The sequence below is a fragment of the Actinoplanes sp. NPDC049118 genome, assembly GCF_040648555.1.
GTDB lineage: Bacteria > Actinomycetota > Actinomycetes > Mycobacteriales > Micromonosporaceae > Actinoplanes.
Genome location: NZ_JBEZDY010000034.1, coordinates 1 through 19,612 on the forward strand (window position 1 = coordinate 1; position 19,612 = coordinate 19,612).

Here is a 19,612-nt window from a genome sequence, read left to right on the forward strand (position 1 = left end):
ACCACTCCCGCGAGCTGATGGCGAAGGTCCCGGACGTCATCGCCGACCCGGACCCGCAGATCGCGCTCGGCATCCTCAAGGACGGCCTGATGACCCCGCGCGGGGTCCGCCGTCGCCGCTCTCACCCATCACCCATCACCCGGAGGCGGCGGGAGTCTCGTCGGTCGCCGGCCGGCGCCCGGTGCCGCCGATCGGCAGCGTCACGCTCAGCAGCGCGCCGTCGCGGTCGTCGCGGCCCGCCACGCCGAAGCGGCGCAGCGTGCGGAGCATCGCCACGTTGTCGGCGCCGGTGTGCGCCACGACCGCGGACGCGTTCATCCGGCGCGCCGCCGCGATGAGCCGGCGCAGCAGCGCCGTGCCGATGCCGCGGCGCTGCCAGGAGTCCTCCACCAGCAGCGCGACCTCGCCCAGGTCGCCCTCCGCCAGCAGGTTGGCCATCGCCACGACCCGCTCCTCGCCGCTCTCCGGGTCGGCGAGCACGGCGAGCAGGGTCAGGCCGGTCGCCGGCTCGAGCATCCGGCGCAGCCGGGCGTCGGACGGCACCTGGGCGACGCCGAGGTAGCGGTGCCGGCGGGTCTGCGCCGAACTGCGCGCGTGCAGCCGGCGCACGCCCTCGACGTCGTCGCCGGTGGCGGCCCGGATCAGCAGCTCCGCGCCGTCGGGGAGCAGCAGCGTGGTCTGCTCGGCGGTGCGGCGCACCAGGGCGCCGCTGACCTCGACAAGCGCCTGGGCGCGGGCGTATTCCGCCGGGGTGAAGGCGGGCGCGGGACGCAGCACCTCGTAGGTGCCGCCGGCCGGGTCGATGAGCGTCATCCGCTCCTCGTCGAAGCCGTGCAGGACCACCGTGCCCTCGGGGCGCCAGCGGGCCTCGGTCGCGTCGAGCAGGGTGACCAGCGCCTCGCCCAGCGAGTCGGGGTCGTGCACGAGCCGGCCGGCCAGCGCGAGCGCCCGGGTCGGCTGGTCGGCGAGGCCCTGCGCCTCGGCGCGCACGACGAAGGCGTCGCGCCCGCGGCCGCGGGTGATCGCGGCGTGCAGCTCCGCCTCGGTCATCGTGTTCGGGGCGTCGACGAGGAAGTCGTCGACCGCGCCGCCCTCGGTGGTGTGCACCTGGACGGCGAGGATGTTGACCGACCGCAGCGCGAGGCTGGCGGTGAGCACGGAGAGGTAGCCCGGCCGGTCGTCGACCGTCGCCCTGATCCGCCACAACGCCATGCGAGGCACTTCCCTCCGGTCGACCCGCCCCTGAAACGAACCTAAGCGTGCCTCCCCGGTGTTACCTGCACATTGCCTGAGCTGGGACGACTATGAGGGTTCGATCACAGCCGCCGCGACGCTCGGCACCTCGGTGCGGTCCAGCCGGTCGCCGAGGATCACGGCGGCGGCGCGGACCAGCTGAGCGATCCGGTCCACCTCGGTGACGTGGAACGCGGCCGCCGGCAGCTCGTCGTCGTCGGCGCGGGCGATGACGAGCACCAGGCCCGCGCGGCCGAACGGGGCAACGGCGTACCGGGTGCCGTCCGGGCCGGTCATCGGGCGCGCCCGCAGCGGGGTGACCTCGGGCAGGTGCAGCGGGTCCGGTGCGCGCCAGCTCGCGTATGCCACCGTCGGCTCGCTGCCGGTCGACAGGTGCAGCTTCGGCTCGCCGGACGGCGCCGGGCGGGGCGCGGCCGTGCGCGCGGCCCAGTCGGCCGGCACCACGGCGGCGGCCGCCCAGTCGGCGGCCAGCAGGCCCGGCACGGCGTCGACCAGGGTGGCCAGGCCGTCCTGCGGGTTCGCCGCGACCTGGGCCAGCAGCTCGGCGTCGTGGCCGCCGGAGACCGGCGCGCCGATGGCCCGCCACACGCCGTCGACCTGCACGCCGGGTATGGCGGCGAGGCCCGCGAGGAGTCGCTCGACGCGGGAGGCGCCCGGCCACACGACGGTGAAGTCGTCGACGGCCCGCCCGCCGAGTCGCTCCAGCACCACGACCTGGACGATGTCTGCCCCGGCCACGCCCAGCGTGCGCGCGATCTGGCCGAGGGCACCAGGACGGTCCGGCAGAGTGACCCGTACCCGCAGCAACATGCAACTCCTCCCGTCTGGAAGACGGCACGGCGGTGCCGTCCTTGGCGCCAAGATTGCCGAAGCGGCGTTTCACACCCGTTGCGCCGCCGTGTCCCCGTCATCAAGGCGCAGAGATATGCCCTGGATCACATCCAGGTTAGGGCAGGTCAGGCGGAGGCGCGACGGACCAGGTGGGTGTCGAGCAGAACGTGTGAATTCTCGACGGGCTCGCGGCGGATGCGGCAGACCAGCAGCTCCGCCATCCGGCGGCCCATCTCCTCGACGGGCTGGTGGATCGTGGTCAGCGGCGGCTCGCACTGCCGGGCGACGGGGGCGTCCTCGAAGCCGACGACCGCGACGTCCTGCGGCACCCGCAGGCCCTTGTCCCGCAGGGCCCGCAGCGCGCCGCTGGCCATCAGGTCGGACGCCGCGAAGACCGCGTCGAGGTCCGGCTCCCGCTCCAGCAGGGCCCGCATCGCCCGGGCGCCGCCGGCCTCGCTGAAGTCGCCGTACTCGACGAGCCCGGTGCCAGTGACGGCCGCGCGGTAGCCCGCCAGCCGGGCCCGCCCGACCTCCATGTCCTGCGGCCCGGCGACGGTGGCGACCCGCCGGGCGCCGTTGCCGAGCAGGTATTCGACCGCCTTGCGGGCGCCGGCGGAGTTGTCGACGTCGACCATGAAGTCGCCCTCGGCGGCGCGGGTGGAGCGCCCGCCGAAGACGAACGGCATGCCGCGCTCGCGCAGCACCGCGGGCAGGGGGTCGTCGTCGTGCAGGGAGAGCAGCAGCACGCCGTCGACGTGCTGGCCGGTCAGGTGGTGCTCGACCCGCTCGCGCTGCTCGGGCGAGGCGGCCATCGCCAGCCACAGCTGCAGGGGCGTCTCCAGCAGCGCCGCGTTGATGCCGCGCAGCACGCCGGCGAAGAACGGCTCGCCGAACACCCGCTCCTGCGACTCCGAGACGACCAGGGCCACCGAGTCGGTGCGCTGGGTGACGAGGGAGCGGGCCGCCCGGTTGGGCACGTAGCCGAGCTCCAGGATCGCGGCCTCAACGGCCGCCTTCGCCTGCGGGCTGACCTGGGACGACCCGTTGAGGACCCGGGATGCGGTGCCACGGCCGACCCCGGCGCGCGCCGCGACGGCGTCGAGCGTCGGTCGCCCGGGTGAACGGACGGGCTGCCTGGTCATCCGGGCATTATCGCCCTCATGCCCGCCGATGTCTCTCCCGTGACCGGGAGAATTGACCATGCAGTGCGCCGCGCCCGCCCGGGGCCTAGGGTTTGGGCATGATCTGCCGTGCGTGCCGAGAGCGACGACACGAGGACTGCCGGGGCGGGTCGTGGTGCGACTGCCAGCACCGGCCCCCCGAGCCCACGCCGCCGGTGACGGGGCCCCCGGGGCCGTGATCGACGTACATGACGCCGACCTTGTCGAGATTTATCCCCGTAATGCGGACCCGGTGCTGCGGGTCAACTTCATCACCAGCCTCGACGGCGCCGCCACGGTGGACGGCCGGTCCGCCGGCCTCGGCGGGCCCGGCGACAAGCTGGTCTTCGACTCGCTGCGGATGGTCTGCGACGCGCTCGTGGTCGCGGCGGGCACGGTCCGCACCGAGAACTACGACGGGCTCCGCCTCGACGCGGCCGCGCGCGACTGGCGCCGGGCCCGGGGCCTGGCCGAGTTTCCGCTGATGGTCGTCGTCTCGGGCGCCCTGGACCTGGATCCCGCGCAGCTGGTCTTCTCGGACGCGCCGATCCGGCCGCTGGTCGTCACCCATGCAGGCGCCCCGAGCGTCCGCAGGGCCGCGCTCGCCCCGGTCGCCGACGTCGTCACCTGCGGAGAGACCGTCGTCGACCTCGCCGCGGCGGTCGGCGAGCTGCACGCCCGGGGCGCGACGCAACTCCTCTGCGAGGGCGGGCCGCGGCTGTTCGGCGCGCTGATCGCCGCCGATCTGGTCGACGAGTTGTGCCTCACCGTCTCGCCCCTGCTCGCCGGCGGCGGCGCCGGGCGCATCGCGGCCGGACCCGGCACCCCGCCGCGGGAGATGTCGCTGCGGAGCGTCCTGGCCGATCGGGACATGCTTTTCCTCCGGTACGCCCGCAGCCGCTAGAAGTTGTGGACAAACCTGTGGACGACCCCTAGAAGTTGTGGACAACGCGTGCCAACCGACGCGCCGTCCGTCGGATGTCATACGTCTGGTGCAACATGATCGGCGTGTCTGACGAAGTAGTCGAAGCCAGCGATCCGGTCGGGCGTGTCCTCGGCACCGCCGATGCCACCCCGTTGCAGTTCTGGACGGCGGTCACGCCGGGCAGCTACCTGCAGCTCGACGACGTGGTGGTGACCAGGCGCGAGCTGCCCGACCGCGAGCCTGTCACGATCGCCGGCGTCGTCACGCAGGTGCGCGCGCGCCACGAGGGCGCACAGTTCGACTCCGACGTCTTCGCCATCGCCGACGGCACCCTGCCCGCCCTCGTGCAGGAGGCCGCCGAGATCACCACCACCCGCGTCGACCCGGAGCTCTACGTGCCGCCGGCGCCCGGCGCGGTCGTGCACCGCGCGTCCGGCGCCGCCCGCGACGCGGCCCTGCACTTCGACCGGATGGAGCGCCGGGTGCCGATGGGCACCGGCCGCGACGGCGTGCCGGTCTTCCTCAACGCCGACTTCCTCGACGGCACCCGCGGCGCCCACGTCTCGATCTCCGGCATCTCCGGCGTCGCGACCAAGACCAGCTTCGCCACCTTCCTGCTCTACTCGGTCTTCCGCTCGGGGCAACTGGGCGGCGACGCGGTCAACGCCCGCGCGCTGATCTTCAACGTCAAGGGCGAGGACCTGCTCTTCCTCGACCACCCCAACACCCGGCTCGACGACGCGACCACGGCGGCCTACGCCCGGCTCGGCCTCCCGGCGACCCCGTTCCCGGACGTCCGGGTCTACGCGCCGCCGCGCGCCGGCGACTCCTCCGGCGCGCCCGACGTGCAGAGCCGGCTCACCGGGGTGGACAGCTTCTACTGGACCCTCGAGGAGTTCTGCGCCACGCGCCTGCTGCCCTACGTGTTCGCCGACGCCGACGACGAGCGGCAGCAGTACACGATGGTCGTGCACTCGGTGACCGCCCACCTGGCGCGGCACGCGTTGCCCGCCGAGGGCGGCGTGAGCATCGACGGCCGGCGCCTGTCGTCCTACGGCGACCTGGTTGACCACGTCGTCGACCAGCTCACCGACGACGAGACCCGCTCGATGTGGGCCGGCAGCGCGGTCAACATGGGCACGGTCAACGCGTTCGCCCGGCGGCTGATCGCCAGCAAGCGCGACCTGGCCCGGCTCATCCGCGGCGACCTGGCGAGCCGGCGCCCGCACCAGATCAAGACCGCCGAGAGCGCACAGGTCACCGTGGTCGATCTGCACAACCTGCCGGACCGCGCGCAGCGCTTCGTGGTCGGCGTGACGCTCAAGACGGAGTTCGACGACAAGGAGAAGTCGGGCACCGGCCGCCCCCTGCTCTTCGTGGTCCTCGACGAGCTCAACAAGTACGCACCCCGCGAGGGCTCGTCGCCGATCAAGGAGGTGCTGCTCGACATCGCCGAGCGCGGCCGCTCGCTCGGCGTGATCCTGATCGGCGCCCAGCAGACGGCGAGCGAGGTCGAGCGCCGCATCGTGACGAACTCGGCGATCCGGGTGGTCGGCCGCCTGGACCCGGCGGAGGCCTCCCGCCCGGAGTACGGCTTCCTGCCCCCGGCCATGCGCCAGCGCGCCCTGCTGGCCCGGCCCGGCACGATGTTCGTCAACCAGCCGGACATCCCGGTGCCGCTCTGCGTCGAGTTCCCCTTCCCGGCCTGGGCCACCCGCAAGTCCGAGTCGGGGCCCCCGCCGGCCGCCACGATGCGCTCGATGGTGCAGGGCGTCGACCCGTTCGCGGTGGTCGGCGGCCGCGGCGGTTCGTCCGACGACGACATACCCTTCTGACGCCTGTTTCCGGCCCGGTCATCGTTTTCGAAACAGGCGTTAGGGTTCTGCGATGCGCATCCTGCACACTTCCGACTGGCACGTCGGCAAGGTTCTCAAGGGCCGTACCCGGCACGAGGAACACATCCGGGTGCTCGGCCAGGTCGTGGAGATCGCCCGCGAGCAGCGGCCCGACCTGGTCATCATCGCCGGCGACCTCTACGACACCGCGGCGCCGTCACCCGATGCCGTGCGGGTCGTCACCCGGGCGCTGTCGGCGCTGCGGCAGACCGGCGCCGAGATCGTCGCGATCGGCGGCAACCACGACAACGGCCAGGCCCTGGACGCGCTGCGGCCCTGGGCCGACGCCGCCGGGATCACGCTGCGTGGCTCCGTGCGCGACAAGCCCGACGATCTGATCATCACCGGGACGACCGCCGGCGGCGAGCGCTGGCGGCTGGCCGCCCTGCCGTTCCTCTCCCAGCGGTTCGCGATCCGCGCGGTGGAGATGTACGAGTTGACCGCGGCCGAGGCGAGCCAGACCTACGCCGACCACATCGCCCGGCTGATCGCCCGGCTCGCCGAGGACTTCGCCGAGCCCGGGGTGGTCAACCTGCTGACCGCGCACCTCACGGTCGTCGGCGCCAGCACCGGCGGCGGCGAGCGCGATGCGCACACGGTGATGGGATACGCGGTGCCGGCCACCGTCTTCCCGCCGGGCGCGCACTATGTCGCGCTCGGCCACCTGCACCGTTCCCAGCAGGTCATCGGCCCCTGCCCGGTGCGCTACAGCGGCAGCCCGCTCGCCGTCGACTTCGGCGAGGAGGAGAACGTCAGCTCCGTCGCGATCGTGGACGTCTCGGCCGAGAAGGCGGCGAAGGTCCGTGACGTGCCGGTGACCTCGGCCAAGACGCTGCGCACGGTGCGCGGTTCGCTGGATCAGCTCGCGACGGTCGACCTTCCGGATGCCTGGCTGCGGGTGTTCGTCCGGGAGACGCCGCGGGTGGGTCTCCGCGAGGACGTGCAGGAGTTGCTGCCCAACGCGCTGGAGGTGCGCATCGACCCCGACATGGTGCCCGACCGGGCCGGTGAGCGGATGGCGCAGCGCGCGGGCCGCTCGCCGCGCCAGCTCTTCGGCGACTACCTGGACAGCCGCGGCAACGCCGAGGACGGCGTCCGCGAACTCTTCGACGAGCTCTACGACGAGGTGAGCAGCACTTCATGAGCGAGCTTGCGAGCGAGTCATCGGGCTCAGTGTCTTATTCATGTCATCGCCGGAGCGCCAGCGGAGGGGATGGCATGAGCGAGCTTGCGAGCGAGTCATCGGGCTCAGTGTCTTATTCATGTCATCGCCGGAGCGCCAGCGGAGGGGATGGCATGAGTGAGCTTGCGAGCGAATCATCGGCTCAGTGTCTGACTCATGGCGTGAGCGAGCGGAGCGCGCACGGGTGGCTCAGCACCTGGGTCCCGTTTCCTGGCGGACGAAGCGAGGAGGTGGCGTGAGGCCTTTGCGGCTTGATCTGGCCGGTTTCACGGTGTTCCGGGACGAGACCACGATCGACTTCACCGACGCGGACTACTTCGCGCTGGTCGGGCCGACCGGTTCCGGCAAGTCCACCGTGCTCGACGGCATCTGCTTCGCCCTCTACGGCACGGTGCCGCGCTGGGGCGGCAGCCGGGGCATCGGCAACGCGCTCGCACCCTCTGCCAACGAGGCACGGGTGCGGCTCGTCTTCGAGTCCGCCGGCTCGCGCTACGTCGCGACCCGGGTGGTGCGCCGCGACGGCCGGGGCAACGTCAAGACCGCCGGCGCGGGGCTGCAGCTCATGCCGCCCGGCTTCGACGTCACCCGGCTCGACACCGGGATGAGCCTCGAGGACCTCGGCGACGTGCTCGCCGGAACGCCGGCCGAGATGGACGGCGCGATCGTCGAGGCGGTCGGGCTGCCCTACGAGCAGTTCACCAGCTGCGTGGTGCTGCCGCAGGGCCAGTTCGCCGACTTCCTGCACGCCAAGCCCGCCACCCGCCAGCAGATCCTGGTCAACCTGCTCGGCCTGCACGTCTACGAGGAGGTGCAGGCCAAGGCGTCGACCCGGGCGACCCGGGCCGAGGCCCGGCTGACCGCCGTCGACCAGATGCTCGCCGGGCTGGCCGACGCCGACGATGAGGCGGTCGCGGCCGCCGAGGCGCGCCTGACCGCGATGCGCGAGCTCACCCTGGCGGTCGAGCGCGCCGTGCCGATGCTCAGCGCGGTCCGCGACCGCGAGGCCGAGCTGGCCGCCACCCGCGACGCGATCGCCGGCGAGTTGGCCGCGCTCACCCGGGTGATAGTCCCGGACGGCAGCACGAGGGTCGCCGAGGCCACGGCCGCCGCCCGCGCCCGCGCCGCCGAGGCGGCGGAGGGCGTGCACACGGCGGAGGAGCGCGAGGAGAAGGTGCGCGGCGAGCTGGCGGCCGCCGGCGACGCCGGCTCGCTGGGCCTGCTGCTGGACCGCCACGTCGAGCTCGACCGGCTGATCGGGCAGGCCGAGTGGTTCGCGGGCGAGGTGTCGGTCGCCGAGGTCGAGTACAAGGACGCGGTCGCCGCCGCCGACCTGACCCGTGCCGCGCACAACGGCGCCGAGCAGCTGCTGGAGCAGGCGCGACTCGACTACGCCGAGGCGCAGACGCTGGACCGGGCCGCCGCGCTCCGCGCGCTGCTGGCACCGGGACACGACTGCCCGGTCTGCGAGCAGCCGGTCGCCGAGGTGCCGCCGATGCCAGAGGGCTCGGCCGTGCAGACGGCGGAGCGGACGGGCAAGGCGGCCCGGGCGGCCGCGGACGTCGCCTCGACGGCGTACCGGCAGCGCGACGCCGTGGCCCGGGAGCTCGAGCGCGGCCTCGACCGCAAGCGGGCGCAGCTGGAGCAGCACCGGTCGCGGCTGAACGAGGTCCGGGCCGCCCTTGCCGACTCGCCCGGCGTCGAGGCGCTGCGCCGCCGGCTCGCCGAGCTGACCGGGCTGCAGCGAAAGCTGGACGAGGCCGGCGTGGCCGTCCGCTCGGCCCGGGAGGTGCACCGCCGCGCCCAGGCGGCCGTCACCGCGGCCGACGAGCAGCAGCGGGCCGCCTGGCGCACCTTCGACACGATTCGCGACGGGGTGGCCCGGTTCTCGCCGCCGCCGGCCGACCGGGACGACCTCGCCGTGGCCTGGTCGGCGCTGGCCGGGTGGGCGCAGGACTCGGCCCGGCAGCGCGAGCAGGCCCGCGCCGAGGCCGTCGCGGCCGTCGAGGCGGCGCACGCCGAGACCCAGCGGGCCCGGGACGCCGTGGTGGAGCTCTTCACCGGCAGCGGGCTCGGCGCGCCGCCCGGTGGCGCCGACGCCGACCTGATCCGGGCCGCCGCGGTGGCGGCCGAGCGGGCCGGTGCGGCCTGGCAGCGGCTGGTCGAGCGGCGCGAGCAGGCCCGCGAGTTCGTCGAGCAGCGGGCCGCGCTGCTGCGGGAGGGGCGGGTCGCCAAGGCCCTGGCCGGGCACCTGCGGGCCAACAACTTCGAGCGCTGGCTGCTCGAGGAGGCGCTCGATCTGCTGGTCGACGGCGCGTCGCGGATCCTGCGCGAGCTGACCGGAGGACAGTACGACCTGATGCACGACAAGGGCGAGTTCTTCGTCGTCGACCACCACGACGCGGGTCTGCGCCGCGGCGTGCGGACGCTGTCCGGCGGCGAGACGTTCCAGGCCTCGCTGGCCTTGGCGCTCGCGCTCTCCGAGCAGCTCGCCGGCATGTCGACCACGGCTGCGAGCCTGGAGTCGATCGTGCTGGACGAGGGGTTCGGCACGCTCGACGCGGCGACGCTGGACGTGGTGGCGGCGACCCTGGAGAACCTCGCGGCCCGCGGAGACCGGATGGTCGGCGTGGTGACCCACGTCAACGCGCTTGCGGACCGGGTTCCGGTCCGCTTCGAGGTGCACAAGGACGCCCGGACGGCCTATGTGGAGAGGGTTGGTCTGTGACGCGGATGTTCGTCGACGCCTGGGACCCGGCATACGGGGCGTCGTTCGAGGGCGGCGAGTCGTCCGACGGTCCGGCCTCGCCGAGCAGCGCGCAGGTGGACACCGATGTCGAGGTGCCGGCCGCGAAGTGGGCGCCGATCGATGTCGCGCCCGGTGTCCGGTGCCCGGACGTGGTGTTCCTGGTCGACGGGGTGCGGCGCAACGACGCCGGCCTCTGGACGGCCGAGGACGACGGCATGTCGTACGCCGGGCTCGCCGCCTCCTACGCCGCCGGGGTGGTGCGGTGCGACCTCGGGAACGGGGTGGCCGAGCTGGTCGGGGCGCGGGTGGGCCGGGGGCTGTTCACCGCCTCGCCCAGCGCCTCGGACCTGCGGGCCGGATCGGTGCTGTACGAGGTGCACCGGGTCAGCGGTACCGGCGAGGCGAGCAAGCTGCCCGCGGCCGTGCAGGCGCCGCTGACGGCCCTGGAGATCGACATCTCCGGTGCGGCCCGGGACGGCGGGTCCGACGGGTCCGACCTGCTGGTGGTCGACGGGCCGCTGCGGAACCGGCGGCAGCTGCCGCGGACCGTCGGATACGTGAAGACGCAGCAGAAGCAGTACCTGCCGGCGGCGCTGACCCCGGTGGTGACGTCGCTGCGGCCCGGGCAGCGGACTCCGGTCTTCCAGCTGGGCACCGTCTGGGGCGGCTGGTCGTGGTACCTGCGGCTGCCCGGTGCGTCGGGCGCACCCTGGTCCGGGATCGTCCGGGTGGAGTGTTCGCCGGACCTGTCCGCCGAGGTCGCCGTTGAGCTTGCCGAGGTTTCATCCGCTGTTCTGCCCCGTTTTGCCTCTTCTGCCTACAAGGATCCGCGCGCCCCGCAGAACCTCGTGCCGATCGCCGGTCTCGAGCGGCGGTTGCGCGGGCTCCTGGGGGATTCGCGGGTGCTGCACCGCGCGTTGACCCAGGCCACCGCCCGGTCCCGGCTTTCGTAACCGCGCCGCCGCGCGGCCGTGGCCCGGGTGGATCCGGCCGGGGCCGGGCCGCTCCGCCCCGAGCCGGACTCACGTCTTGGTGACGTTCTGTAGCCGTCAGGGCACCGATTGCTGGTGGTGCATCCGCTTTGCGGGTGGAGTGTGCACCGCACGTCTGTCGACCGCCGGTGGTTGCTGAGTATTATTCGCGTGCCCCCGAGTACATATCGGTGGCTATGGATTTAAAGCCGCGGTCCGCCGTGGCTTGGACCCGGAGGAACCTCTTGCAACTCGTCCATGCCGGCCGGCCCACAGGGCTCCCGGAAATTTTCCCGTTCGTTTTGATCCCGGCCGGGGTTCGTGGCCGTATGACAGGCGACGGGGAAAGCACCGGCTGGAGGAATCGATGCATGCGTTGGTCATGGAGCGGCCCACGGCGGACAGGGTGTGCGCGATGACGCAGCAGCGGTCCGGCGGCGGTTGGCAGGCTCTCGACGGAGGCCGTGGTGCGGATAATGATGATGCCGTGATTCCACGACAGGCCCGCCATGGTGCTGCGTCGGAGACGGCGAGCCACGAAGACACGCTTGTCCGGATGCTCTACGAGGAGCACGCGGGCCCGCTGCTGATGTTCGTGCTCCGGCTCACCGGCGGCGACCGCCAGCGGGCCGAGGACATCGTCCAGGAGACGCTCCTGCGGGCCTGGCGCAACGCGCACCGGCTCGGCGCTCAGGGCCAGCAGTCGCTGCGCCCCTGGCTCGTCACCGTCGCCCGTCGCATCGCCATCGACGACCATCGCAGCGTCAGCGCGCGGCCGCCGGAGACGTACGACCGGGAGCTGGAGAGCTTCCCCAGCACGGCCGACGACACCGACAGGGTGTTGCAGCTCATGACCGTGACCGATGCGCTGCGTACGCTCAGCCAGTCGCACCGTGAGATCCTGGTGGAGACGTATTTCCGCGGCAAGACCGTCCCGGAGGCGGCCGAGGTTCTCGGCCTCCCCCTGGGCACAGCCAAGTCTCGCGTGTACTACGCCCTGCGGGCCCTGCGTACGGCTCTGCAGCAGCGGGGGGTGACGGAATGACACAGGAACAACACTTCGATGTCGCGGCGTACGCGCTCGGCGTGCTCGACGATCGCGACGCCGCTCGCTTCGAGGACCATCTGATCGACTGCGCGACCTGTGCGATCGAGCTCGAGTCGATGCTGCCGGTCGTCGACATCCTCTCGGACGTCGACGCCGACGCGCTCGTCGCGACCGAGCAGTCGCGCCGCGACGGCATCGTGCTCAAGAAGATGATCGGTGAGGTCAAGCGGGAGCGGCGGCGGGCTAACAGCCGGCGGCTCTACTCCCTGGCCGCCGCGGTCGTGGTCTTCGCGATGCTGTCGATCGGCGCCCTGTTCGCCGGCGGTCAGTGGCTGGCGCCGGACCCGCAGGCACCGTCGACCCAGGCGCAGCCGCCCCGCTCCAGCAAGCAGCTCGATCCGTTGCCGTTCTCCGAGGGTGGCGTCGGCATCGGCGGCCCGGATCTGGCCGGCGAGCGGCTCGGCGGCACCGACGCCAGGTCGGGCGTCCGTGCCGACGTGGCGCTGGAGCCCAAGGACTGGGGCACCCAGGTCTCCTTCGCGGTCTCCAACATCAAGGGCCCGCTGACCTGCCGGCTGGTGGCGGTCCGCACCGACGGCTCGTCCGAGGTCCTGTCGACGTGGCAGGTCGGCGACAAGGGCTGGGGCACAGCCGCCCAGCCGGACCCGCTGCTGCTGCAGGCCGCCACGGCGCTGCCGCGCGAGGACATCGCACACCTCCAGATCCAGTCGATCGACGACAAGGGCGCGACCGAGACGCTGGTCCGCGTTCCCTGACCCCGGCCGCAGCGCAACACCCGAGGCCCGGCCGCGAGAGCGTGGCCGGGCCTCGGCGTTTCCTGAGCCGTGCGGACGGCCGGCCCGCCGGATAGGCGGAGATGAATCGCTGTCGCTTATCGGTGCCCATTGGGCCGCATTATCACCCCGTGTAAATGGCCCCGCCACGCTGCGCAATAGGCGCGCCGACGGGCCAGTCATTTACGTACCGCGGGGCCGTTCGGTTCAATGAAAATTCTGGGAATTTCATTGGGCCGTTCCTTCAACCGCTGGAGGTCCGGGCGCGTACTACTGCCCGAACACCGAGATGGACAATCCAGTTGGAGGGCACACCGTGGTTCCGGAGAAGCGAAAGTTGATGGTCGTCGGCGCCGCTATCGCGGCGGCGTTCGCCGTGACCGGTTGCGCCCCGGCGGGAGTGGACAACGCGAGTGACTACGGCGCCCAGCCGGCCGCCAACGCCGTCGACGTGGCCGCCACCCCGACGCCCGGTGCCGAGGCCGAGGGCGACGAGGCCGCCGCGGCCGACGCCCCCGAGCTCAGCGACGACGAGACCACCGGTGAGCTCAACGCCACCAAGGTCAAGCGGATGGGCGAGACGGTACAGAACGAGGACGGCTTCGTCCTCTACCGCTTCGACGACGACAAGGTCAAGCCCGAGGTCGTCTCCAACTGCAACGACGACTGCGCCAAGGTCTGGCCGCCCGCGGTGGTCAACAAGGGCGAGAAGCCGAAGCTGCAGGGCGTGGACGCCGCACTCGTCGGCACCGTGACCCGCGAGGACGGCACCCTGCAGCTGACGATCGACAAGTGGCCGGTCTACACCTACATCGGTGACAAGAAGGCCGGGCAGTGGAAGGGCCAGAACGTCGGCCAGAAGTGGTTCGTCGTCACGCCCGAAGGCAAGAAGAACCTGACCTGCCTCCCGGCGCCGTCCAAGGCCGTCGCGCCCCCCGCCGACGGCGACGAGGGCGACGACTCGAGCGGTGACGCGGGCGGCGACAGCGCCGGTTCGGACTACAGCTACTGATCGACGACTCGCGGTTCGGCCGGTCGACGCCAACCGGCGCTGGCCGGCCACATCCGCGAGGGAATTCGGTCCATAAGTTCTCGTTAATTCGAGCCTAAGTGTTCCGCATTCCAATTGCTTTACCCGAACTGCTTCTTCAAGCTTCTTCCCGAACCCATCGTCGGAGGTGTGAAAGATGATTGCCGCCCGCTCCTCTCGCCGGCTTCAGCGCTGGCTGGTGGGCATCATGGCAATGGTCCTGACGTTCCTGCTGGCTCCGGCCGGTCTGGCCCGGGCCGCCGAGCCCGGCCCGGTCCCGGTCCCGCCGAACACCGGCCTGACCGACAAGGGCGCCGGGGTGATCAGCGCCGCCGACCGTGACTTCGTCATCAAGGTCCGGCTCGCCGGGCTCTGGGAGGTCCCGGCCGGGAACATGGCCGCCGAGAAGTCGGAAGACCCCCGGGTGGCGAACGTCGGCAAAGCGATCGCAGGGCAGCACGTCGTGCTCGACAAGCTCGACGTGGCCGTCGCCAAGAAGCTGGGCATCGCACTGCCGAACGAGCCGAACCGGGATCAAGAGGGCTGGCTCAACGAGATGCGCAACGCATCCACGCCCCAGCAGTTCGACCAGATCTTCATCGACCGGCTGCGTGCGGCGCACGGCAAGATCTTCCCGGCCATCGCGACGATCCGGGCCAGCACCCGCAACGACTCGGTCCGCAAGCTGGCACAGCAGACCAACCAGTTCGTCATGACCCACATGACGCTGCTGGAGAGCAGCGGCATCGTCGACTACGGCTCGCTGCCGACCGCCCCGGCCCCGGCCGCGGCAGGCGGCGGCCCGGTGCCGGTCGACAACCAGATGCTCGCCGCCGCCGAGGCCAACGGCATTCCCGGCGTGAGCACCTCAGTGATCCTCCTCGTTCTCGCCGGCGCACTCGTCGCCGGTGTGGTCACCACCATGCGCATCTTCCGGACGCGATAGCCCGCGGACGGCTCGACCTGGCCAGCCGACCAGGCCGTACGGCATCACCCCCAGGCGGCTGCTCCAGCGCTCGCCAAGTGTGCGACAGAGAAAGGTGTCACCATGCGAAGGTCGCAGTACCGGCGCGAATCCAAGTACTCAAAGTGGTTCACCGGTCGGCGCCGGATCATCGCCGCGGTAGCCACCCTGGTTGCCTTCGGCGGCATCGTCACCGTCACGCAGGTTTCGGACGCGAGCACCAAGCGTTCCACCCAGCGTGCTCTGGCCGCATGCAACAACCTCCAGGCGCCCAACTCCACGAAGCTCTCGACGAAGACGAGGAAGGGCACCTACACCACCAACAAGGGCCGGGTGACCCAGCACGCGGACGACGGTGCCGGCGATGTGGCGACCACCGCCCAGATGCGGTCCCGCTGCCGGCAGTGGGTCATGCAGAACGCCGGCAACAACACCGGCAACAACGGTGGCGGGGCGACCGCCGCGCCGACGAGCAGCGCCAGCACCGCGGCCGACAACGGCGGTAACAACAACGGCGGTAACAACAACGGCGGCAACAACAACGGTGGCAACACCGGCGGCAACAACAACGGTGGCGCCAACGGCGGCAACAACAACGGTGGCAACAACGGCGGCGGCGCGACTCCGCCCCCCGGCGCGGGCCTCGGCGTCCTCGCCAACAGCTGCGACGGCAGCCAGCTGCCGCCGCACGACGGCTTCCAGAACGGCAACCGCTGCGTCTCCACCGAGTTCGGTGAGGTCGGCACGCAGGAGAACAACCCGTCGCTGCTGATCACCGAGGCGCCGGCCCAGGTCGAGCCGAACACGCCGTTCACGCTGCGGGTCAGCACCCGCAACCTGATCCGGGACCGCTTCCTCGCGGCCGGCCAGGGCGGGTACTACGTGGAGAGCTCGGTTCTGCAGGGCGGCCTCGTCCGCGGTCACTTCCACACCGCCTGCCGCATGCTGGCTAACACCAACGAGGCGCCGGACCCGGCTCCGGTCCCCGCGTTCTTCGTGGCGACCGAGGACCAGCAGGGTAGCGCCGCCCCGGACGTGGTGACCATCCAGGTCGCCGGGCTGCCGGCCGAGGGCACCGCACAGTGCGCCTCGTGGGCCGGTGACGGTTCGCACCGCATCCCGATGATGCAGCGCGCCAACCAGACGCCCGCGTTCGACGCGGTCCGCATCCAGGTCGGCGGCGGCGGCAACGACGACCAGGACCAGGGTCAGGATCAGGGCCAGCAGCAGGGCCAGGACCAGCAGCAGGGTCAGGACCAGGGCCAGCAGCAGGGCCAGGACCAGCAGCAGGACAACAACAACAACGACAACGACCAGAACAACAACGACGGGAACGACCAGAACAACAACGACGGGAACGACCAGAACAACAACAACTGAGTACGGAGCCCTGCCGCAACCGGGTCCGAACCCCCGCGGGGCGCGTCGCCGAGGTGACGCCGCCCCGCGCGGGACCCCCCGTCGGAACCGGCCGCCGTCCACCCCCCTGAGGACGGCAAGCAGCGGCAGGCGGCTCGAGTAAGGAATCGGCTGACGAAAGGAGGCGCGGTACCACTCTCGAGCCGAGCTACGCAGCTCCGCTACCGGGTGACGCGGACCGACTCGGGTGTCCGCCAACCCCCACCGATGGCCCTGACCGGGAGCGCGGTCAGGGCCATCGGCACGTCTAAGACGTGTTTGGTGCCGGGGGTGGAAGGTGGCACAGTGGCCGGGTGACGAAGACCCGACGGCTCAGCCCGCCGGACGGCTACCACTTCCACCGCAGCCTGCGCTCCCTGCTCGCCGTCCGCCAGGACCCGTGCGGCACGCTCTCGGACGGCGACTTCTGGCTCGCCGCGCGTACCCCCGACGGTCCCGGGTCCCTGCACCTCGCCCGGGCGGGCGCGGAAATCACCGCGACCGGGCACGGAGCCGGCGCGGCCTGGCTGGTCGAGCGCGCGGAGGCGATCGCCGGCCTGCGCGACGACCTCACCGGCTTCCCCGCCCTGGCCGCGTCGCACCCGCTGGTCGCGCGCCTGGCCAGGACCTTCTCGGGGGTACGCCTCCCCGCCACCGGCCAGGTCTTCCACCGGCTGATCCGGGCGATCCTGGAGCAGAAGGTGACCGGGATCGAGGCGCACCGGGCGTACCGGGCGATCATGAAGCACTTCGGTGAGCCGGCGCCCGGACCGGCCGGGCTGCTGCTCCCGCCGGATCCTGCGGCCGTCGCGGCGACGCCGTACTGGACCTTCCACCCGTTCGGCGTCGAGCAGCGCCGCACCCAGGCACTTCTGCGCGCCGCCCAGGCCGCTGCGCGGCTCGACCGCTGCGCCGACAGCGCCGAGGCGACCCGGCGGCTGACCGCGATACCCGGCATCGGGGCGTGGACCGCTGCCGAGGTGGTCCGCACCGCGTACGGCGACGCGGACGCGGTCAGCGTCGGCGACTTCCACATCCCGAACGCGGTGGCCTGGGGCCTGGCCGGCGAGGCCCGCGGCACCGACGCTCGGATGCTGGAGCTGCTCGAGCCGTTCCGGGGGCACCGCGGCCGGGTGTGCGAGCTGCTCGCGGCGGGCGGGATCAGCGCGCCCAAGTTCGGCCCGCGGATGCCGATCCGCTCCTTCGCGAGGTTCTAGGTTTCGCCCGGCGGACGGCCGTTGCACACTTGGGCGTGGCCTTCACGTTGACGATCGACTGCGGTGGCGGCGGCATCAAGGGCTCGGTGCTCGACGACGCGGGCACGATGCGCGCCCAGCCGTTGCGCGTGCCGACGCCGTACCCGTTGCCGCCCGACCTCTTCGTCAAGACCCTGCTGGAGCTCGGCGAACGGCTGCCGAGCGCGGACCGGGTCACCGTCGGGATGCCGGGCATGCTGCGGCACGGCGTGGTGGTCGCCACGCCGCACTACGTGACCCGCAGCGGGCCCCGGACGAAGGTGGACCCCGAGCTTGTCGACGCCTGGCACGGCTTCGACGCGCGTACCGCCCTCGCCGGGGCGTTCGGGCTGCCCACGCTGGTGCTCAACGACGCCGAGGTGCACGGGGCCGGCGTGGTCGCCGGCACCGGCTGCGAGCTGATCCTGACGCTGGGCACCGGGCTGGGCTGTGCGCTGTTCGACGGCGGCAAGCTCGCGCCGCACCTGGAGCTGTCGCAGGCGCCGGTGCGCTGGGGGATGAGCTACGACACGTACATCGGTGAGCACGAGCGGCGCCGGCTCGGTGACGCGCTCTGGTCCCGCCGGGTCCGTAACGTGGTCGACGGGCTGCGCCCGGTCTTCCTCTGGGACCGCATCTACCTGGGTGGGGGCAACGCCCGCCTGATCACCTCGACCCAGCTGGCCCGGATGGGCGACGACGTGGTGGTGGTGCCCAACACCGCCGGGATCGTCGGCGGGGTGCGTGCCTGGAACCTGCGGGCTGACGACTCTCGATAGGTTTGCGGGCATGCTGCCCAGTCCACGCGCGCTGCTGCTCGACTTCGGTGGCGTGCTCGCCGACGCTCCCCGCCACGACCCGGCCCCTCCCGAACTGGTACTGCGTCTCTACAACCTGACCGGCGGGGTGCTGTCGCCCGGCGAGATCAACCGGTCGCTGGTCGCGGGCGATGCCGCGTACGCGGCGTGGCGGGACGAGGACCACCCGGACGAGCTGACCCACGCCGAGGCCTGGGGGCGGTTCGTCACGACGGACTGGCCCGGGCCGGCGCGGGAGGCCGTGTGCCTGCGGGCGGCGGCCCTCGCCTACGACTGGACCTGGCGCCCGGGATGGGCCCTTCGCCCGGGCATTCCGGAGGCGCTGCGCGCGGCCCGCGCGGCGGGCCTGCCGATGGCGGTCGTCAGCAACACGTTGTGCGGCGCGGCGCACCGCGACTTCCTGGCGGGTGCCGGGGTCGGCGGGCTGTTCGCGGCGCAGATCTACAGCGACGAGGCGGGCGTCCGCAAGCCGAACCCGGAGATGATCTGGCGCGCCGCCCGGGAGCTGGGGGCGCCGGCCGGGGGGTGCTGGTTCGTCGGCGACAGCCGGCGGCGCGACATCGCCTGCGCCCGGCGCGCCGACGTGACCGCGGCGATCCTGATGCGCTCGCCGCGTACCGACCGTGAGGACCCGGCCGGGTGGCCGGAGCCGGACGCCTTCGTCGAAGACGGCTTCGGCCTGCGCGACCTGCTCCCGGCGGCCTTCGGCGCGGAACCGCCCGCGGCTACGGAAGGTGGCCCAGGACGATCCGCTCCGAGGTGAGCAGGTAGTCGCGGAGCAGGTCCGCCGCCCGCCCCGCCTCGCCCGCCTCGTAGCTCGTCGTGATCTCCTCGTTCATTGCCACGAACGGGCCGTGCAGGGCCTCGGTGTCCGGTGCGGCCATGAACGCCAGGCGCAGCTCGGCAGTCAACTGGCGCATCCAAGCGTCCAGGCGGGGGCTGCCGGCCAGCGCGACGATCCGCTCGTGGAAGTGCAGGTCGGCGGTGCCGACGGCGCGCCAGTCCCCGGCACCGGCCGCCTGCGCCGCCTCGTCGATCGCGGCCCGCATGCCTTCGGCGCGGGGCGGGCGGACCGGCGCCTGCCGCAGGGCCGAGCATTCCAGCAGCACCCGTACGCGGTAGATGTCGGCGATCTGCGCCGCGGTGAGCGTCGCCACGAACACCCCGCGGTGCGGCCGCCGGACGAGCAGCCCCTCCTCGATCAGCGTCGAGAACGCCTCGCGCAGCGTGTTGCGGGAGACCTCGAGCGGACCGGTCAGCGACGACTCGGCGAGCCGCGTCCCGGGTGCCAGCTCGCCGTTGATCATCGAATTGCGGAGCCGCTCGGCCGTCCTGGCCGCCGAACCCGGCCTCTCCACCG

17 protein-coding genes are annotated in these 19,612 nt (G+C 72.5%); 13 read left to right on the plus strand and 4 right to left on the minus strand.

Annotated elements, in window-relative coordinates:
• Nucleotides 1–135: 135 nt before the first annotated feature.
• From AB0B58_RS36720 to AB0B58_RS36730, 3 genes are all read right to left on the minus strand, one after another.
• Nucleotides 136–1,212, minus strand: a complete 1,077-nt coding sequence (locus tag AB0B58_RS36720) for a GNAT family N-acetyltransferase (protein ID WP_360233885.1) — start codon at nt 1,210–1,212, stop codon at nt 136–138.
• Nucleotides 1,213–1,302: 90 nt separating this feature from the next.
• Nucleotides 1,303–2,064, minus strand: coding sequence for an amino acid-binding protein (locus tag AB0B58_RS36725; protein ID WP_360233888.1), 762 nt, complete (start codon nt 2,062–2,064; stop codon nt 1,303–1,305).
• Nucleotides 2,065–2,210: 146 nt separating this feature from the next.
• Nucleotides 2,211–3,227, minus strand: a complete 1,017-nt coding sequence (locus AB0B58_RS36730; protein ID WP_360233891.1) for a LacI family DNA-binding transcriptional regulator — start codon at nt 3,225–3,227, stop codon at nt 2,211–2,213.
• Between the two features lie 214 nt (nt 3,228–3,441).
• Here AB0B58_RS36730 and AB0B58_RS36735 point away from each other — a divergent pair, with 214 nt between their 5' ends.
• From AB0B58_RS36735 to AB0B58_RS36795, 13 genes are all read left to right on the plus strand, one after another.
• A complete protein-coding gene (locus AB0B58_RS36735; RefSeq protein ID WP_360233894.1) occupies nt 3,442–4,149 on the plus strand; it encodes a pyrimidine reductase family protein in 708 nt (235 codons plus the stop codon).
• Between the two features lie 104 nt (nt 4,150–4,253).
• Nucleotides 4,254–6,005 (plus strand): ATP-binding protein, encoded by a 1,752-nt coding sequence (locus AB0B58_RS36740; RefSeq protein ID WP_360233897.1) that lies wholly within the window; start codon nt 4,254–4,256, stop codon nt 6,003–6,005.
• 52 nt (nt 6,006–6,057) lie between these two features.
• Nucleotides 6,058–7,209 carry an exonuclease SbcCD subunit D gene (locus AB0B58_RS36745; protein WP_360233900.1) on the plus strand — a complete coding sequence of 384 codons (1,152 nt, stop codon included), beginning with the start codon at nt 6,058–6,060 and terminating at the stop codon, nt 7,207–7,209.
• Nucleotides 7,210–7,483: 274 nt separating this feature from the next.
• Complete coding sequence (locus AB0B58_RS36750) at nt 7,484–9,973, plus strand: SMC family ATPase (protein WP_360233903.1); 2,490 nt, start codon at nt 7,484–7,486, stop codon at nt 9,971–9,973.
• On the plus strand, nt 9,970–10,947 hold the full coding sequence (locus tag AB0B58_RS36755; protein WP_360233906.1) for a hypothetical protein: 978 nt from the start codon (nt 9,970–9,972) through the stop codon (nt 10,945–10,947). Before AB0B58_RS36750 ends, AB0B58_RS36755 begins: the two co-directional genes overlap by 4 nt.
• Nucleotides 10,948–11,332: 385 nt before the next feature.
• Nucleotides 11,333–12,010, plus strand: coding sequence for a sigma-70 family RNA polymerase sigma factor (locus AB0B58_RS36760; protein ID WP_360233909.1), 678 nt, complete (start codon nt 11,333–11,335; stop codon nt 12,008–12,010).
• The gene (locus AB0B58_RS36765; RefSeq protein ID WP_360233912.1) at nt 12,007–12,789 is read left to right on the plus strand and encodes a zf-HC2 domain-containing protein; all 783 of its coding nucleotides are present in this window, start codon (nt 12,007–12,009) and stop codon (nt 12,787–12,789) included. The genes AB0B58_RS36760 and AB0B58_RS36765 overlap by 4 nt, the downstream gene beginning before the upstream one ends.
• A gap of 358 nt (nt 12,790–13,147) precedes the next feature.
• Nucleotides 13,148–13,819: a hypothetical protein gene (locus AB0B58_RS36770; protein WP_360234147.1), complete on the plus strand. Its 672-nt coding sequence runs from the start codon at nt 13,148–13,150 to the stop codon at nt 13,817–13,819.
• A gap of 226 nt (nt 13,820–14,045) precedes the next feature.
• Entirely contained in the window at nt 14,046–14,783 is a 738-nt protein-coding gene (locus AB0B58_RS36775; RefSeq protein WP_360233914.1) for a DUF4142 domain-containing protein, read from the plus strand.
• Between the two features lie 102 nt (nt 14,784–14,885).
• Entirely contained in the window at nt 14,886–16,181 is a 1,296-nt protein-coding gene (locus AB0B58_RS36780) for a Pecanex-like protein 1 (RefSeq protein ID WP_360233917.1), read from the plus strand.
• Nucleotides 16,182–16,567: 386 nt separating this feature from the next.
• Nucleotides 16,568–17,416 carry a DNA-3-methyladenine glycosylase 2 family protein gene (locus tag AB0B58_RS36785; protein WP_360234150.1) on the plus strand — a complete coding sequence of 283 codons (849 nt, stop codon included), beginning with the start codon at nt 16,568–16,570 and terminating at the stop codon, nt 17,414–17,416.
• Nucleotides 17,417–17,451: 35 nt separating this feature from the next.
• Nucleotides 17,452–18,213 carry an ROK family protein gene (locus AB0B58_RS36790; protein ID WP_360233920.1) on the plus strand — a complete coding sequence of 254 codons (762 nt, stop codon included), beginning with the start codon at nt 17,452–17,454 and terminating at the stop codon, nt 18,211–18,213.
• Nucleotides 18,214–18,223: 10 nt separating this feature from the next.
• A complete protein-coding gene (locus AB0B58_RS36795) occupies nt 18,224–19,015 on the plus strand; it encodes an HAD family hydrolase (RefSeq protein ID WP_360233923.1) in 792 nt (263 codons plus the stop codon).
• Here the strand turns inward: AB0B58_RS36795 and AB0B58_RS36800 are convergent.
• On the minus strand, nt 18,978–19,610 hold the full coding sequence (locus AB0B58_RS36800) for a GntR family transcriptional regulator (protein WP_360233926.1): 633 nt from the start codon (nt 19,608–19,610) through the stop codon (nt 18,978–18,980). The two genes, AB0B58_RS36795 and AB0B58_RS36800, sit on opposite strands and share 38 nt — an antisense overlap.
• Nucleotides 19,611–19,612: the final 2 nt, after the last annotated feature.

What these genes read in the sequence shown, in the direction of transcription:
- AB0B58_RS36730 (WP_360233891.1), bottom strand. Translation starts at nt 3,227, where the DNA reads ATGACCAGGCAGCCCGTCCGTTCACCCGGGCGACCGACGCTCGACGCC.
- AB0B58_RS36775 (WP_360233914.1), top strand. Translation starts at nt 14,046, where the DNA reads ATGGCAATGGTCCTGACGTTCCTGCTGGCTCCGGCCGGTCTGGCCCGG.
- AB0B58_RS36780 (WP_360233917.1), top strand. Translation starts at nt 14,886, where the DNA reads ATGCGAAGGTCGCAGTACCGGCGCGAATCCAAGTACTCAAAGTGGTTC.
- AB0B58_RS36745 (WP_360233900.1), top strand. Translation starts at nt 6,058, where the DNA reads ATGCGCATCCTGCACACTTCCGACTGGCACGTCGGCAAGGTTCTCAAG.
- AB0B58_RS36725 (WP_360233888.1), bottom strand. Translation starts at nt 2,064, where the DNA reads ATGTTGCTGCGGGTACGGGTCACTCTGCCGGACCGTCCTGGTGCCCTC.
- AB0B58_RS36720 (WP_360233885.1), bottom strand. Translation starts at nt 1,212, where the DNA reads ATGGCGTTGTGGCGGATCAGGGCGACGGTCGACGACCGGCCGGGCTAC.
- AB0B58_RS36770 (WP_360234147.1), top strand. Translation starts at nt 13,148, where the DNA reads ATGGTCGTCGGCGCCGCTATCGCGGCGGCGTTCGCCGTGACCGGTTGC.
- AB0B58_RS36760 (WP_360233909.1), top strand. Translation starts at nt 11,333, where the DNA reads ATGCATGCGTTGGTCATGGAGCGGCCCACGGCGGACAGGGTGTGCGCG.
- AB0B58_RS36765 (WP_360233912.1), top strand. Translation starts at nt 12,007, where the DNA reads ATGACACAGGAACAACACTTCGATGTCGCGGCGTACGCGCTCGGCGTG.
- AB0B58_RS36795 (WP_360233923.1), top strand. Translation starts at nt 18,224, where the DNA reads ATGCTGCCCAGTCCACGCGCGCTGCTGCTCGACTTCGGTGGCGTGCTC.